Annotated in this window: 13 protein-coding genes; 12 read left to right on the top strand and 1 reads right to left on the bottom strand. The window is 57.5% G+C overall.

Features of this window, described 5'->3' with window-relative positions:
* Positions 1–267 precede the first annotated feature (267 nt).
* The 12 genes from WJU22_RS24395 (at position 268) to WJU22_RS24340 (ending at position 15,384) form a co-directional block, all read left to right on the top strand.
* The gene (locus WJU22_RS24395) at positions 268–1,038 is read left to right on the top strand and encodes an alpha/beta hydrolase (RefSeq protein WP_341840786.1); all 771 of its coding nucleotides are present in this window, start codon (positions 268–270) and stop codon (positions 1,036–1,038) included.
* A complete protein-coding gene (locus WJU22_RS24390; RefSeq protein WP_341840785.1) occupies positions 1,031–2,002 on the top strand; it encodes a YihY/virulence factor BrkB family protein in 972 nt (323 codons plus the stop codon). Before WJU22_RS24395 ends, WJU22_RS24390 begins: the two co-directional genes overlap by 8 nt.
* A 72-nt stretch (positions 2,003–2,074) precedes the next feature.
* Complete coding sequence (locus WJU22_RS24385; RefSeq protein WP_341840784.1) at positions 2,075–2,707, top strand: GntR family transcriptional regulator; 633 nt, start codon at positions 2,075–2,077, stop codon at positions 2,705–2,707.
* A gap of 1,052 nt (positions 2,708–3,759) precedes the next feature.
* Positions 3,760–6,846 carry a TonB-dependent receptor gene (locus tag WJU22_RS24380; protein WP_341840783.1) on the top strand — a complete coding sequence of 1,029 codons (3,087 nt, stop codon included), beginning with the start codon at positions 3,760–3,762 and terminating at the stop codon, positions 6,844–6,846.
* Positions 6,847–6,857: 11 nt separating this feature from the next.
* Positions 6,858–8,336 (top strand): RagB/SusD family nutrient uptake outer membrane protein, encoded by a 1,479-nt coding sequence (locus tag WJU22_RS24375; protein WP_341840782.1) that lies wholly within the window; start codon positions 6,858–6,860, stop codon positions 8,334–8,336.
* 5 nt (positions 8,337–8,341) lie between these two features.
* Positions 8,342–8,563 carry a hypothetical protein gene (locus WJU22_RS24370; protein WP_341840781.1) on the top strand — a complete coding sequence of 74 codons (222 nt, stop codon included), beginning with the start codon at positions 8,342–8,344 and terminating at the stop codon, positions 8,561–8,563.
* A gap of 110 nt (positions 8,564–8,673) precedes the next feature.
* A complete protein-coding gene (locus WJU22_RS24365; RefSeq protein ID WP_341840780.1) occupies positions 8,674–9,996 on the top strand; it encodes an aspartate aminotransferase family protein in 1,323 nt (440 codons plus the stop codon).
* Entirely contained in the window at positions 9,993–11,171 is a 1,179-nt protein-coding gene (gene dgoD / locus WJU22_RS24360; RefSeq protein ID WP_341840779.1) for a galactonate dehydratase, read from the top strand. Before WJU22_RS24365 ends, dgoD begins: the two co-directional genes overlap by 4 nt.
* A gap of 28 nt (positions 11,172–11,199) precedes the next feature.
* Positions 11,200–11,958, top strand: a complete 759-nt coding sequence (locus WJU22_RS24355) for an SDR family oxidoreductase (protein ID WP_341840778.1) — start codon at positions 11,200–11,202, stop codon at positions 11,956–11,958.
* A 15-nt stretch (positions 11,959–11,973) separates the two neighbouring features.
* A complete protein-coding gene (locus tag WJU22_RS24350) occupies positions 11,974–13,362 on the top strand; it encodes a hypothetical protein (protein WP_341840777.1) in 1,389 nt (462 codons plus the stop codon).
* The gene (locus WJU22_RS24345; protein WP_341840776.1) at positions 13,359–14,930 is read left to right on the top strand and encodes an SLC5 family protein; all 1,572 of its coding nucleotides are present in this window, start codon (positions 13,359–13,361) and stop codon (positions 14,928–14,930) included. Before WJU22_RS24350 ends, WJU22_RS24345 begins: the two co-directional genes overlap by 4 nt.
* 106 nt (positions 14,931–15,036) lie before the next feature.
* The gene (locus tag WJU22_RS24340; RefSeq protein WP_341840775.1) at positions 15,037–15,384 is read left to right on the top strand and encodes a hypothetical protein; all 348 of its coding nucleotides are present in this window, start codon (positions 15,037–15,039) and stop codon (positions 15,382–15,384) included.
* A 50-nt stretch (positions 15,385–15,434) separates the two neighbouring features.
* On the opposite strand, the gene WJU22_RS24335 is transcribed toward WJU22_RS24340, so the two are convergent.
* Positions 15,435–16,946, bottom strand: coding sequence for a PQQ-dependent sugar dehydrogenase (locus tag WJU22_RS24335; RefSeq protein WP_341840774.1), 1,512 nt, complete (start codon positions 16,944–16,946; stop codon positions 15,435–15,437).
* Positions 16,947–16,969 lie beyond the last annotated feature (23 nt).

Raw genomic sequence — 16,969 nt, 5'->3', positions numbered from 1 at the left:
TGAAGGGGGAAAGGCGAAAGTCGAACAATGTGCGGGCCATACTGTTGTTTTATTGCGGAAAAACGGAAAGCGGGCCAATACGGCGCGGCGCACGGTCCGGCGAAAGCCGTCCGCACAGGCCCCGGAACCGACGACTGTATTTCGTTGAAACCGGAGCGCCGCCACGATATTTCGATCCGCGGGCGCAGCGCTTCGGGCCTAAACGCTTGCTGGACAAGGGGCAGGCGATATGGCACCGCATTTGGCACGTATCCCAAAACACGCTATATGAAAACTATCGTTTTTCTGACCGGTTGCTTCGTCCATCATTCCTGCTGGGACGATTGGAAAGCTTATTTCGAGCAAGAGGGTTACCAGTGCATCGTGCCACCGTGGCCCCACAAATCGGAACAGCCCGCTACGCTGCGCGCCCGTCAGCCCGACCCCGCCATTGGATCCATCCGGCTGGCCGATTTAAAAAACTATTTCAGCGACATCATTTCCCGGTTGCCCGAAAAGCCTATTCTGATCGGCCATTCGTTCGGCGGGCTGCTCGTTCAGCTCATGCTCCAGCGCGATATTGCCGCGGCGGGCGTGGCGATACATTCCGTGCCGCCTGCTGGTGTATTGACGCTGTCTCCTGCCTTTTTCCGGTCTACCTGGGGGCCGCTGGGCTTCTTCACACCGGTTTCCAAAACCTTCCTCATGTCGTTCCCGCAGTGGCAGTTTTCCTTTACGAACGGGTTGCCGTTGAAGGAGCAACAGGCGACGTACGACCAGCTCGTGATCCCCGAATCCAAGCGCGTATCGCGCGATGCGCTGGGCAAGGAAGGGAAGGTCGATTTCAGAAAACCCCACGTGCCGCTACTTTTCGTGGCCGGCGAAAAAGATCAGATCATGCCGGCTTCGCTGAACCATACCAATTTCAAAAAGTACGGTAAAAGCGAAGGTGTTTTGGAATACAAGCTGTTTTCCGGCAAAACGCACTCCGTGCTGGGGCAAAGCGGCTGGCAGGAAAATGCGGCTTACATCCACGGCTGGCTGAAGGAAAATGTATAATTTCGCGCCGGGCCGCCATGGCGGTGCCGCCGCACTTATGATCAACAGCGAAACAAGAAGGGAAGGGCGATGGAAATCGTTCGTGTATGCGTTCAGGGAAGCGTTCAATGTATTGCAGGCGAACGATCCCCTGCGGATGGCGGGTGCCACGGCGTTTTTCACGACGTTCGCGCTGCCTGCCATCCTCATCATCATTATCCAGGCGCTGCGCCTGCTGTTCGAACCGCGGCTGATCTCGCGGCAGCTATTTGGCGAGCTGCGGGAAGTGATCGGTCCGGAAGCGACGCACGAAGTGGTGGAAACCCTCCAGGCGTTCCGGGGGATTGCGCAGAACTGGCTGATCGCGGGGATAGGGTTCGTTTTCCTGTTGTTCGTGGCCACAACGCTGCTCAAGGTGATGACGAGCTCGGTGAACCAGTTGTGGAGCATCCGGCCGGTGGTCCGGGGCAATTTCCGGCAGATCATGGTGTCGCGGCTGAAAGGCGTGGCGCTCATCCTTTGTACCGGGGTGTTGTTCGTTCTGGGGATCGTGGGCGATTCCGCCTCGGCCTTCATCGGCGAATATCTCCTGCGCTACTGGCCCGATGTGGGCATGTATTACAACAGCGCGCTGCAATACCTGCTGTCCGTCCTCTCCGCCACGCTCTGGTTCGCACTCGTATTCTACCTGCTGCCGGATGGCCGGGTGAACGGGAAAATACTGCTGACGGGCGCCTTCGTGACCGCGATCCTCTTCAACATCGGGAAGCTCGTGCTGCGCTGGCTATTGACGTACAGCAATATCAACAGCATTTACGGGGCGTCTGCCTCCACCGTATTATTGTTATTGTTTGTTTTCTACGTTTCGCTTATCTTTTACTACGGAGCTACCTTCGCCAACGTTTGGGCCGATGCCAGCGGCCGGCCCATCCAGCCCCGGAAATATGCCATCAAGTACCAATTGCAGGACGTACGGCCGGAGTAGCAGGGTGCCGACCTTGACGGTATGGTTTTTCTTGTTTACTTTTACGGCTGAAATTCGTATACAAAATCACCCATGAAAACAGATTCCTTAGCGAATAAAGTGTATGTTGACCTCCGGCGTCAGATCCTATCCAATCAGCTCGTTCCGGGCATGCGCCTGAAGGAGGACGAGTGGGCGCGCAAAACGGCGGTGAGCCGGATGGCGGTGCGGGAGGCGTTGACGCGCCTGTTGGGAGAAAACCTCGTTGTTTTCGGTGAAAAGGGTGGATATTTCGTGAAGTCGATGACCCCGAACGATATCAGGGAGATCCGCGAGCTGCGGGAGCTCCTGGAACTGGGTGCGCTCCGCCTCCTGGCGCAAAAGCCCAACACGGCTTTGCTGGATACGCTCGATAAAATCTGCGAAGACTTTACCGCCATGGTCGAAAAGGGATATCTCGGCGGCGCCTGCGATGCGGACATGAAGTTCCACGAAACCCTCATCTCCGGGGCTTGTAACGCCAAGCTGATGGAGCTGTACCAATTCAGTAATATTCCGCTTTTCCATATGAAACTGGGTAAAATGCTGATGGACGATTATGCGCAGACCGACCGGGAGCACCGCCAGATCGTGAACGCGCTCCGCAAGCAAGACCTCAAGCTGGCGCAATCCACGCTGGTGAAGCATCTCGAAAGAGGGGAGGAGACGGCTTTGGGGCTGATTTGACAGATACACCATATTATATAGGAGGAGGCGCCGGGGAAGGGCGCCTTTTTTCATTGCTATCATTCGTTCAGGCTATTTTTAATTACTTGGAAGGCGTTTCCGGCGAATGTGTCTTGGCAGATCCAACCTTGCAGCAGGGCGAATCCTTTTGAATATTGTAAGAATGCCGATGGTGGCGAATTGTAGGCAATTTCACTATCTATCAAGGTGTTTCCGGCGAATGCGCCTTGTCATGTTTACCTTTTTTGCTGCAGGACGATTCCTTGGCAGGATTTCATGAAAATGCCAATGGTGGCGAATCGTAGGTAAATTTTACTTTCTTTCAAAGCGTTGCCGGCGGATCGCCTTGCCAGATTCACCTTTTTGCGGGAGGACGAGTCCTTGGCTGAATTATGAAAATGCCGATGGTGGCGGATATTAGGCGAAAATTGTGGGAATTGGAATGGAGGGGATTGATGGCGCTTTGCATGTTGCAGGGATAATAAACAAACAGGGGAAGTGGCTTTTACAGGCGTTGAACAGGCGGGATGAACGGGGCGCGGAAAATCGTTTACATTTTATGAATGCAATTTGCTTACAGGATCGAGATAGCCCGAAATTTTCTTCTTTTTTTATTTTTTTGTTTACGAAAGAAATTTATATTTGTAGACATCGTCTAAAATACGTGTACGTACCCGGAACTTGTTTCAGGGGAATAATTGCCACAAAAATCATGTTATGGATCAGCAAGTACGTACCGGTTTTATTCGGATAAGACATTCGCCAGGATAACCACGTTTATATTACGTGTACGTACCCGGAGCAGTATAGCGGAATGCACCGCTTTTATTTGCAGTAGCTGCGTGTACGTACCCGGCCTCGGCGGATCGATCAGGGGATTACCATTAGCCAACATTCGAATTTTTAAAATACCACATGAGAAACGCTGCCGGCGGGCGGACAGGGAAGGCTTTGCCCCTTTTCTTCCCCGGCAGTCCGAGACCAGCTAAGACTTCGCGCAGGGGCGCGACGCATCATTTTTTTAATCGCATCATTTTATTAACCAAAGCATCATGAAAGGAAGACACCTTTACCTCTTTGGGTTACTCATCGCGCTCGCCGGCATCTATTCCACCCGGCCCGCCTTTGCCCAGGATGCCCACGAAATCAAAGGGATCGTGGTAGACAGCATCGGTCAAACGCCGCTTCCCGGCGTCACCATCGTCGTGAAAGGCACCAGCAACGGCGCCGCCACCACACCCACCGGCGAATTCTCCATCCGCGCCGCCAACAACGCCGTTCTCGTAGTTTCCTACATCGGGTACGACAAGATCGAAGTGCCCGTGGGCGGACGGACGAACATCCGCATCACGCTCTCCCAGAGCAAAACCATGCTCAATGAAACCGTCGTGATCGGTTACGGCACCATGAAGAAAAGCTCCGTGACCGCAGCCGTCACCAAAGTCGAGAACACCATCCTCGACCAGGTGCCCGCAGGGCGCCCCGAAGCCGCCCTCGTTGGCCGCCTCGCCGGTGTGAACATCTCCCAAAACCGCGCCCAGCCCGGCCAGGCACCCACCATCCGCATCCGCGGCGCCAGCTCCATCGACGCCGGCAACGAACCACTCGTGGTGATAGACGGTGTGCCCGGCGGCAACCTCGGCATGATCAACATGAACGATGTACAGTCGATCGAAGTACTGAAAGACGCATCCTCCGCCGCCATCTACGGCTCCCGCGCCGCCGGCGGTGTGATCATCGTTACCATGAAAAAAGGCTCCGCCGGCAAAACCCGTTTCAACTTCAACGGTTTCGCCGGTATTTCCAAAGCCCGCCTGCACGACGACTGGATGACCGGCCAGGAATACTACGACTACGCCGTGAAATTCCAGAACCGCGAATGGCTCTGGGCCAATCCCAACGCCGATCTCTCCATCCCGGTCTGGGGAGACGCCCGCCGCCCCGCCACCTACCAGGTGAGCCCCGTCCTGAACAACGGTGCCAACGTGATCTGGCAGGATGAAGTGATGCAGACCGCTCCCATGCAGAGCTATAACATCTCCGCAAGCGGCGGCACCGAAAAAATGACGTATTACGTTTCCGGTACGTATAAAGACGAGATCGGAACGATGAAAAATACCTGGTTCAAAAGCTACGGTGTTCGCGCCAATGTAGACGTGAAAGCCAGCAAAGCCGTTTCCATCGGCTTCATGCTGAACCCCTCGTACAGCAAGCGCCGCATGACAGACCGCGTCATGAGCGATTTCGCCAAGATACCCAGTTTCGTGGAAGTTCAGCGGCCCGACGGCACCTATCCCCGCCCTAAGGATTACTGGGGCGGCCCGGTTTCCAGTCAAACCAGCCCTTCCGCGATCCTCAACGGCACCTACAGCTACGGCGCCACCTTCTCCAATGTGGGCGAAGCCTACCTGAAAGTAGACCTGGCCAAAGGGCTTTCCCTCCGCTCGTCTGTTGGCTCCACCATCGCTTACAACAATTCCGATTTCTTCCAGACCAGCTATGCGCTGTCTAACTTCCAGAATAGCGGTAACGACATCAGCACGTCCAACATCAACATGCTGAACGAAAACGTACTGAGCTACAACACTTCGTTCCGCGGCGGGCACGACCTGTCGGCCATCGCCGGCGCGTCGTACCAGAAAAACCGTTCCAAAGGATCGTACATGTATGCCGTACCGAATTCTTTCGTGAACGAAACGATCCACACGCTCAATAACGCCGTGATCGACCAAACCAAATCGTACACTGCGAACTCCGCCTGGGGCCTCGTTTCCTACTTCAGCCGCGTGCATTACGGGTATAAAGAGAAATACCTCCTGTCTGCATCCATCCGTACAGACGGCAGCTCCCGCTTCGGTGCCAACAACAAATGGGGCTACTTCCCCTCGGCTTCCGTGGCCTGGCGCATCAAGCAGGAAGATTTCATGAAAGACCTCAACGTTGTCAGCGACCTGAAAGTGCGCGGCAGCTGGGGCATTACCGGTAACTTCAACATCGGCGACTTCCAGTACCTCGGCCAGATCAAGGACGCGATCTATTCGCCCAACAACACCCCGATCAAGGGCCAGGCACAAAACAACTTCGAAAACAACGACCTTGGCTGGGAAAAAACCAAAGGCTGGGACGTGGGCATCGAACTGGGCCTGTTGAAAAACCGTATCCAGATCGTAGCCGATTACTACAGCAAACGTACCTACGACCTGCTGTACCAGGTAACCGTTCCCGCCACCACCGGCTTCGTGAGCGGCCTGAGCAATATCGGGGACGTGAGCAACAAGGGTTTCGAAATCGAACTGACGACCAAGAACATCCTCAAACCGAATTTCACCTGGCAAACCAACTTCAACCTGGCGATGAACAAGAACCGGGTAGAAGATCTGGGCGGCGTGAACGAGCGCATCTCTACCGACGGTACCACGCAGATGTCGTGGATCCTGCGGGTAGGGGAGCCGATGTTCTCCTACTACGGCTACCGCACCATCGGCGTGTTCAACGACGCCGCTTCGCTCGGCAAATATCCTTCGCTGGCGGGCACCAAACCCGGCAATCCCATCTTCGAAGACACCAACGGCGATGGCTTCATCACCCCGGCCGACAAGCAACTGCTCGGCAACTTCCAGCCCAAGGCCATCCTCGGTATGGTGAACAATTTCACGTATAGGAACTTCGACCTGAGCATCGCCATGCAGGCTTCCCTCGGCGCCAAAATGTTCACGTACGAAAACCAGTTCTACCAGGGCGCGCTGCTCGGTGCCATGCGCCGCTCCATCGTAGCCAACCAGTGGTGGTCTACCTCCGAAACCGGCGACGGCAGAATGCCCGGGTCCGCGCTCAGCACGCTCACCCGCCAGTCTGGTTCCGACATTTATATCGAAGACGCGAGCTTCCTGGCCGTGCGCAACATCAACCTGGGTTACACCCTGCCCGATGCGGCGTTCAAACGCCTCGGCATCAACTCTTTCCGCGCTTATCTTTCCGCCGGCAATCCTTTCATCTTCACGAAAAAAGGATTCCACGGGTATAATCCTGAAGGCAGCACCCTCGGCGAAATCGGAGGCGTGAACAGTCGCCCCGGTTACAATTCCGGTTCCGAACCTATCAGCCGTGTGTACGCCATCGGATTCAACTTTAACTTCTAATCGCATTCAGTATGAAAAGAATATTTTTCTCCCTGCAGGCACTCGCAATTCTCATCGGCGCAGCCGGTTGTCATGATGCGCTGCTGAACATGAAACCGGAGTCCATACTGACGACGACCAACTATTTCAGGTCATCCTCCGAAATGAATAAAGCCGTGATCGGCATCTACAGCAACCTCCAGGCGCGCCGGATGACGGATTACATTATCATGGACGCCCCGTCAGACAACCTCTACATGTCTACCAACACGCCCATCGCAGGAGCGGTAGACCTCGACGGACTGACGATGAATACCGAGAACAATGTGCTCGGCAACTTCTGGGAATCCAACTACGCGGGCATTTACCGCGCCAACCAGGTGTTGCTCAACATCGACAAGCCGACGGATTACGCCGGCAGCGCGAAGAACCAGTACATCGGCGAGGCTAAATTCCTCCGTGCGTTGCTGTACTTCGACATGGTGCGCACTTTCGGCGGCGTGCCGCTGGTGACGTCGCAGATTTCCATCGAGGAGGCCCGCGCGCAGCGCCGCGCTTCGGTGGATGAAGTGTACAACCTCATCATCGCCGATCTGAAAGACGCGGTCGACAAACTGCCGCTGGCGGCGAATATGGAAAAGGGCAGAACGTCGAAAGGCGCGGCCACGGCCCTGCTCGGCAAAGTGTACATCTACCGTAAAGATTATAACAATGCGAAAGAAGTGCTGAATAAAGCGGTGAACGATTTCGGGTACAACCTCGTGCCGAACTTCGCCACCCTGTGGGACCCGGCAACGGAAGACAACAGCGAAGTCGTATTCACGATGAAGTATGTGGAAAGCGTGAACGGGCAAACCCTGTCTACCGCGTTCATCCCCAACGGCGGCGTGTACGGCATCGTGGAGCGTGGCGTGGAAACGGCGCTGCCTTCCTGGAGCCTCAACAAGCGCTTCGTAGCGGGCGATACCCGTAAGGCCAAAACGATTACCGATTGGCTGGTGACGCCCACGGCGCCCAACGATCCGCCGACATTCTATCCCTATGTCAGCAAATACGCCAACAAGCACCTGTACAATACTTCCGGCCTCGATCTGCCGATGATCCGCTTCGCGGAAGTGTTGCTCCTGCAAGCTGAGGCGCTGTATAATTCCGGCGATAAAGCCGGCGCGCTGACCGCTTTGAACCGCGTTCGGGAAAGAGCGTTCGCCGGAACGAGCCATAATTATACCGCCGGGGATATCGCGAACGCCAACGACTTCCTCGACAAATTGCTGCTGGAACGCCAGCTGGAACTGGCTTTCGAGGGAGACCGCTGGTACGATCTCGTGCGCACCGGCAAATACCTGACCGTTATGGCCCAGGAAGAGCGCCTGTACGTGCCCGCCAACAACGCGGCCGAAACGGTGACGCTCAGCCCGCAGTCGTACATGACGGTGTTCCCCATCCCGCAGCGCCAGGTAGACCAGTACAATCCCGGTGTGATGGACCAGAACGAAGGATATAAAAAGTAGTGTAGATGAAAGACAGGTCCACTTTCGCGGAGGGTTGCATGGAAATGACGCATGGTTGGTTTGCGGAAGTGGACGTTTGCTCCTGTGCCTGCGCAGGAGATGATGAAAGATACGATAGCAGGGCTGCCCAGGCGGCCATGGAGAAAGTGGAGATGACCAATGGCCGGGGGGAATGCCTCCCGGCCGGTCATTCTCAAATGGGCGCACCCTACGTGCGTCTTTTTTGAATTTACGGGATGCGCGGACCGCGTATGCCGTGAGCAACGATCGCCGGGGCGGAAGGAAGCCCGCGGCGCAACGATGGAAAAAGTCTTTTTAGAATATAACCGTACAGTTTATGAATGCATGGCCCAAATCATCCGCATTATTACAGGAGAATGAAAAATGGATTCCCGGCGGCGTGGTATCGCTGAACCGCAAATCCGAACCTAACATTTGCTTCGTGAAAGGTAAAGGCAGCCGCGTCTGGGACCTCGAAGGCAACGAGTACATCGATTACCAGGCGGGTTTTGCGGCCGCGTTCCTCGGTCATAACGATGCCGATGTGAACAACGCCGTAGCAGCCACTTTGAACGCCGATTCGCTCCTCATGAGCGCCGGGCCTACCAACCTGGAAGGCATTTTCGCCGAGCTGTTCGTAAAGCACGTGCCCTCGGCAGACAGCGTCCAGATCACCACCACCGGCTCCGAAGCCACCTATCACGCCATCCGCATCGCCCGCGCCGTTACCGGTAAAGACCATGTGATCGTGATGCAGGGCGGGTACAACGGCTGGCATAACGACGTGGCTTGCAACGTCATCAGCGCGCTGACGGACATCGGCGCACGCGTGAGCCCCGGAGAATACCCGATCGATCCGCTGTCGGCCGGCATCCCCGCCAGCCACCAGGCCCTCGTGCATGTGGTGAACTACAACGACATCGATTCCATTCAATACGTGCTCAAACGCTACCCGGTAGCCTGCGTCATCATGGAGCCCATCCTCCAGAACGTCGGCATTCTCAAACCGAAAGACGGATACCTCCAGGCCATCCGCGACCTCGCCGACAAAGAAGGTTTCCTTCTTATCTTCGACGAAGTGAAAACCGGGTTCCGGCACGCGATCGGCGGTTACCAATCCATTTGCGGCGTTACGCCCGACCTCAGCTCTTTCGGCAAGGCCGTGGCCAACGGTTATCCCATGGGCGTGATCGCCGGGAAAAAACAGTACATGGATTACTTCATCCATCCCGAAAAGAAGAAAAGAGTGCTCATCGCGGGTACTTACAACGCACATCCGCTCACAACCGCCGCCGCCATCGCCACCGTTGAAAAACTGGCCGATCCGAAAGCCGATGTGTACGGGCATGTGGAAAGGCTCGGCGCTACGCTGGAAAAGGGATTGAACGATATTTTTTCGAAAAAGGGCCGTCCGTTTTACGTGGCGCGCCAGGGCTCGGCGTATTGCGTGTATTTCATGGACCATGTGCCGGTGGATTTTCACGACATCGCTACCAGCCACGATTTCGCGTTCGATAAATTGTATCGCGAAAAGTTGATCGGTGAAGGGATTTTCAATTTCCCCACACCCATCAAGCAAGGCAGTATTTCTTATGCACATACCGAAGCGGACATCGCGGAAACATTGGAAAAAACACAAAAAATCGTTGCGGCCATATGAAAATAACGGCAATTGAAACGCAGGTCTGCCACGCGCGGATGCGCAACTGGATCTTCGTGAAAGTGATCACCGACCAGCCCGGATTGTACGGCTGGGGCGAAGCTACGCTGGAATGGCATACCCGTTCCGTAGTGGGCGCCATCGAAGATATTTCGCAACTGCTCATCGGGGAAGACCCCCGGCGCATCGAATACCTCTGGCAGATGATGTACCGCCAGCACTTCTGGCACGGCAACGGCATCGTGCGTGGCACGGCCATTTCCGGCATCGACCTCGCCCTGTGGGACATTCTCGGCAAAATCCACAACGTGCCCTGCCACGAGCTTTGGGGCGGCCGTGTCCGCGATTACATCCGGCTGTACTGCCACCTCGGCGGCGGTAAGATGGAAGATTTCTACGAAACCCGCGCCGACGACGCCAACCGCTTCGGCGAACTGGCGCAGCAGGCGGTGGAAGAGGGTTTCACGGCCTTCAAGTCGATGGCCGTTCCCGAAACCATGCCCCTCGAAGGTTTGCGCCCCATCCGCTACGCCGAGGCCTGCGTAAAGGCCATGCGCGACGCGGTAGGTGAAGACATCGACATCATGGTGGATTGCCACGCGCGGCCCAGTCCGCTCATGGGCATGCAATTCGCCAAAGCCCTGGAGCCCTACGGACTTTACTTCTTCGAAGAGCCTTGCTGGCCCGAAGCCATGGACGGCATCGCCGCCATCCAGGCTGCGGTGAGCACGCCCATCGCCAGTGGCGAGCGCCTCGTGGGCGTGGCCGCATTCAAGGATATGCTGGAAAAGCGCGCCGTGAGCGTGTTGCAGCCAGACATCACCCACTGTGGCGGCCTGAGCGAAGTGCGCCGCATCGCCGCGCTGGCAGACGCTTACCGCGTGGCGCTGGCGCCGCACAACCCGCAGGGGCCCGTGAGCACGGCGGCTTCCATCGAACTGGGTTTTGCCACCCCGTCTTACGCCATCTGCGAAAGCGTGCACAGCGATGTGCCCTGGCGGGAAGAAGTGGTGAGCGAAGGTTTCGTGGTGGAAAAGAAAGGCCGTATCGTGAAACCCAATAACCGCCCGGGCCTCGGCATCGAGATCAATGAAGCCGTAGTGAAGAAGCATCCTTTCGAACAGGAAGTGCTGCAACGGAGCTTCTACCGCGACGGCGCTGTGGGCGATTGGTAATCAGCAAAAGACAAATCAAATCATTCATATGTTCAACGGTACAACACTCGCGGTAAGCGGAGGTTTGGGAGATATCGGGAGCGCCGTGGCGAAGGCTTTCGCCGCGCTCGGCGCCAACATCGCCATCGGCGACGTATTGCCGGAGGACAGGGCCGCGCCGCTGCTTCTGGAGATCGAAAGCAGCGGCGTGGCTGCCCATTATACGCGGGTAGACGTGTCTGATCCCAAAGCGGTCGACCTTTGGATATCCGCGGCAGAAGCGGCCCTCGGGCCGGTGCGCATGGTGGTGGCCAATGCGGCTACCGTGACCATCGCCGGGCTGTTCGACGTAACGGCAGACCAGTGGCAGCGCGAGATCGATATCAACCTGAATGGCGCATTTTACCTTACGCGCGCCGCGGCCCGGCGCATGCTGGAGCTGCAACAGCCCGGCAGCATCGTGTATGTGGGCAGCTGGGCGGCGGAGGCAGTACATCCCGGGATTCCGGCGTACGCGGTATCGAAAGCGGGCATGCGGATGCTGTGCAAAAGCATGGCGCTGGAACTGGCGCCCCACGGTATAATGGTCAACGAAATTGCGCCGGGGTATGTAGACGCCGGCGTGAGCCGCCAGGTATGGGAAAAAGCCCCCGAGCAGCGGGAAGCCGCCGCCCGGAAAACGCCTGTCCGCAAATTGATCACGCCCGCGGAAATCGCCCGGGAGATCGTCAAGCTCTGCGATCCGCAAAACCGCCACATCACCGGCTCCACGCTGCTGATGGACGGCGGCCTCAACCTATTACGCTAAACGAATTCCTTTACCATGCACCGTTCTGCCATGGCGCCGCTCCGGCCCGCCGCATTCGCCGGCATCATCGGAGTGGCACAAAGAGATATAACGCCGCCCGTCGGCATTTTCGCCCGGAACTGGGGCGCGGCGCGGCACGACGTGGCCGCCGGCATCCACCGGCCGCTCATGCTCGTATGCACGGTATTCAAAACGGACGCGGCTTCGGAACCGCTGGTGCTCATCGGCGCGGATCTGGGCTGGTGGAAAAGCGCGCAGGACGAAAGGGAACTTCGCGAAGGCATCCTCTCCGCGCTCGGACTGGATGCTTCGCGGCTCATGTTCTGCCTGTCGCACACCCACGCCGGACCGGGCACCTTCAGTGAAGACGCCGTGAAGCCCGGTGGGGAATTCATCGTTCCCTATCTCCGCCACGTCCGTGAAATGGCCATCGCAGCGGCAAGGGAAGCGTTGGCTTCCGCGGCGCCCGCTACGCTCGATTGGGCGTATGGGCATTGCGCGCTGGCCGTGAACCGCGACCTGCCCGAGCCGGGTGGTAAGCGGTACGTGGTGGGGATGGACCCGGCAACGCCGGCAGACGATACCCTCCTTACCGGGCGCATCACTTCCGCGAACGGACAACCGCTCGGAACGATCGTCAATTACGCCTGCCATCCCACCACATTGGCCTGGGATAACGAACTCATTTCGCCCGATTACGTGGGCGCCATGCGGGAAACGGTGGAATCGGCCACCGGGGCGCCTTGCCTTTTCCTGCAGGGCGCTTCCGGGGAGCTTTCGCCCGGGGAGCAATACAGTGGCGATACGGCGTTGGCAGACCGGTACGGCCGCCAACTGGGGCACGCGGTACTTTCTTCGCTCAACGGGATGTTGCCCGCCGGCAGGGAGCTCGTGTACCAGGGGGCCGTGGAATCCGGTGCGCCGCTGGGGATCTGGCGCGAAGGGGAATTTTCACCTTCCACCGATCTCAAAACCAGCATGCAGGTGATCTCCATGCCCCTGAAAGATTTGCCCACCCTCGCAGCCATCGAGGCGGAATGGGCGGCCTGCGAAGACCATGTGCGCAAGGAGCGCCTGTGGCGGCAGCGGGGCATCCGTAAATCCCTCGGCGATGGTTCCCATGCCGATATGCCGCTATGGGTCTGGAAACTGGGAGGCGCTTTCCTCGCCGGCCAACCCAACGAAGCCTATTCCGACTTTCAAATAGAGCTGCGCCGCGAGCTGGCACCCGCGCCGGTAGCCGTTATCAACATCGTAAACGGTTATGCGGGATATCTGCCGCCGGCCGGCCATTATGGGCGGGATGCATACGCCGTCTGGCAAACACCTTTCGCGGAAGGCGGCCTCGAACTGCTCACACGCACCGCGATCGACATTTCCCATCAACTGAACATCCACGCATGAATCTCCAATTGACAGCTCTCGACGCCGTTATTTTCGGTGTGTACATCCTGGGGGTGATAGCCCTCGGCATTTACGCCTCCCGCCAAAACCAAAAGACGCGCCGGGATTATTTCCTGGCGGGCGATAAGATGTCGTGGTGGATGATCGGCGGCAGCATTATCGCCGCCAACATCAGCAGCCATCACCTCGTAGGTGCCATGGGCGCCGCATACAACCGCGGTTTCGTAGCTATCGCCATGGAATGGGGCGCGATATTGCTCGGTTTCAATGCGCTGCTGTGGATTTTTCTGCCGTTTTATATCCGGAATGGCTTTTATACCGTGCCTGAGTTCCTGGAAAGGCGGTTCAGCGGTGCGGCGCGCACAACTTACGCGGGCCTTATCCTGCTGACGTACATTTTCGTGGAAATCGCGGCGGTGTTGTATCTCGGGGCTGTTTCGCTGAATACGCTTTTCGGGTTCGATATCATGCCCTGCGTGATCGTGCTGGCGCTGCTGACAGGTGTGTATACCGTACTGGGCGGCCTCCGCGCCGTTATCTGGACGGAAATGCTGCAGCTCGGTGTGCTGGTACTGGGCGGCATCATCCTTACTTTTGCCACGGTTTCCAAAGCGGGCGGTATTTCCGCGGTGCTGGAAACCACCAAAAACTGGGATCTCATCCTGCCGCATACCGATCCCGATTTCCCGTGGACGATGTACCTCGGTGGGCTCGTCTGCATCAGCGTTTTCTACTGCGCTACCAACCAGTTCCTCGTGCAGCGCGTGCTGGCGGCGAAAAACGAGTGGCATGCGCGGATGGGCGTGGTGTTCGGCGATTACCTGAAATTCCTCGTGCCACTCATCATTACCGTTCCGGCGCTCGTAGCGCCCAAACTCTTTCCCGACCTGGAAAAGCCCGATCAGCTGTTTTCCGTGCTGGTGGCTAATTTGCTGCCGTCCGGCCTCGTCGGGCTCGTGATGGCGGGGCTCATTGCGGCGGTGATGTCGCACCTGAGCGGGGCTATCAATTCCTGCACTTCCATCCTCACCAACGATATTTACCTGCCGTACTTCCGGAAAAACGCGACCGACGCGGAAGCTGTCCGTTTCGGGAAGCTGTCCGGCGCGGTGGTGATAGTGGTGGGCGTAGCCTGTTCGGCGCTTTTCATCCAGCACAGCGAAAAACCGGTATTCCTGTACCTGATGAACGCCTATGGCTGGTTTACGCCGGGCATCGCCACCATGTTCCTCCTCGGGATCCTGTGGAAACGTACCACGAACGCGGGCGCCCTCGCCGCAGGGACTCTCACCATCCCGCTATCGATCATCCTCGACCGCGCCATGCCCGGCATGCCGTTTTTCAACCGCACGGGCATCGTGTTCTGGACCTGCATGATCGTTTGCGTGGTGGTAAGCCTTGTCACCAAACCCAAACCGGCCGGAGAACTGGCCGGGCTCATCTGGAACAGGGAAAGCCTGCAACTGCCCGCAGACCAGCGCGCCATGAACCGCGGCATCCGCAACCCCGCATTCTGGTGGGCCATCATCACTGCGGCGGTCCTGTTTTTCTACATCCGTTTCGCGTAAAAAGCTTTTGTACACATAGACGACCGCGGGGGAGGGGATTTATCCTCGCCCCCGTTTTTTATGTCCGCCATTCCCGTTATTTTCATGTATCCAAACCGGGAATGCCATGCAACCGCAACCTACCATCGAAGCACTGGCGCAGGATACCCTGCCATTCGGCGAAACGCTCGCCGGGAACGTGGCCGCACGCCTGGAAGAAGGATGCTCCATCGGCTACCGCCGGCCGGGCTATTGCGGGATGGGCATGGAGAAAGACGATTTCGGGGATTTCCTCTACGGCGAGCTGTACAAAGGCGTGATGCAACGCCCGCGCCGGTTCCGTACCCGCGAAGAATTCATCGGATGGCTGGCGGAACAGTCTACCGCTACGATGGCGCAACTCGATCATGACGATCCGCGGAAAAGGGGTGTCCTCGTCATCACCCGCCAACGATTGCTCGCCTTCACCGAATAAAAAAAGCCCTCCGCGCGGGAGGGCTTCGAAATGCCGGTTGGTTTTCTTCTTCACTTTGCCGGTTTCCGTAATGATTTCACCGCTTCGGGCGCAACGGCGTTTGCCTTGTTGCCCCACGAACTGCGGATATGCGTGGCCACGGCCGCGATATCGTCGTCAGACAAAAACTGGAACGCGGGCATTTGCTCCGTGGCGGAAGATTTGCTGCCGTTGAGCAGGATGTTCAGCAAGGCTTCCGGTTTGCCGGTTACGACCTTGCTTTGGTCGAGCGCGGGGAACGAGCCGGGAACGCCCTTGCCGTCTGCCTTGTGGCAGGCTTCGCAATAACTTTTGTAGATGGCGGGTCCTTTCGCTACAGGCGTGGCAGGCGCGGCGGCGGGGCCGGGCAACATCGTGAGGCCTTTCGCATCCCGGATGGGAGATAGGCGGATGATGCGATCGTCTGCCGGGATGGGGAACCCTTTGCCGGGGTTCCAGTCGCGGTTGCTGGTGGCAAGGTAGATATCGCCTTCGGGCGATACGCAGATGTCGCGGATACGGCCGAACTGCTGCGTGAAATATATTTTTTCATCCAGCACGGAATCGCGCGCGTCGTTGAGCCGGATCACGTGGAGGCTGGCGCCTTTGAGCGTTCCGAGCAGAATGGTGTTCTGCCAGTCGCGGATGGCGGGATGGTTATAATAGTCGATGCCGGCCGGCGCGATGGTGGGCGTCCAGGCCATGACGGGCGGGGTGAAGGGGAACGTATCGGCATACGCTTTTTCATCTGCCCGGTCGGCAAACCCTTCGATGTGCGGCCATGCGTAATAGGCGGCTTTTTGAATGTGATTCAGCTCATCGTCGGTAGCATCGCCATGTTCGGATGCGAAGAGTTGTCCGTTGTCGGTAAACGCGATGCCCTGGATGTTGCGGTGCCCGCGCGACCACATGTAATTCCCCGGATATGGGTTGTCTGCCGGAACGGAACCGTCGGCATTGAGGCGAAGTACTTTGCCGTTGAGCTTTGCCGTGTCTCCGGCGAATTCGTCGTGCGCGGCGTCTCCCGTCGAGAAATACACTTTCCCGTCTGGCCCGATGATGACGCGGGAGCCGTTGTGGCCCGTGTTGCCCGGGAATTCCAGCAGTATTTTCGGATCGGTGAGCGTATCGTTGCCGCGGGTGTAGCGCACGAGGCGCGATACGATCGAGGAATCGGGATTGCGGTGGGTGTAGTCGAGGTAAACGTAAGGTTCTGTGGGATGAACGGCCATGCCCAGCAAGCCCAGCGAACGGTGGCGGTATACTTCGGGAATGGTGAGCAGCAGCTGTTTTTCGCCCGTAACCGGATCGATTTTGCTGACCGTGCCGCTTTGTTCGGTGAACCAGATATGCCCGTCGGGCCCCCAGCAGATTTCCCAGGGAACGTTCAGTCCTTCCGCTACGGTAGAAATACCCAGGGTGGTGGAATCGAGCGCCAGCGCGGATGTTACGGGTTGGTTGAATCGTTTGCCCGGCCCGCTGCAGGACAAAATCACGCCCGCCGGCAGTAAAACCGGCAGCAGGTAAGGAAGCCATTTTTTCATCGTGTATGCATAATCGTTATCAC

The organism is Chitinophaga caseinilytica (assembly GCF_038396765.1).
Taxonomy (GTDB): domain Bacteria; phylum Bacteroidota; class Bacteroidia; order Chitinophagales; family Chitinophagaceae; genus Chitinophaga; species Chitinophaga caseinilytica.
This window is presented reverse-complemented; position numbering and strand designations above follow the sequence as displayed.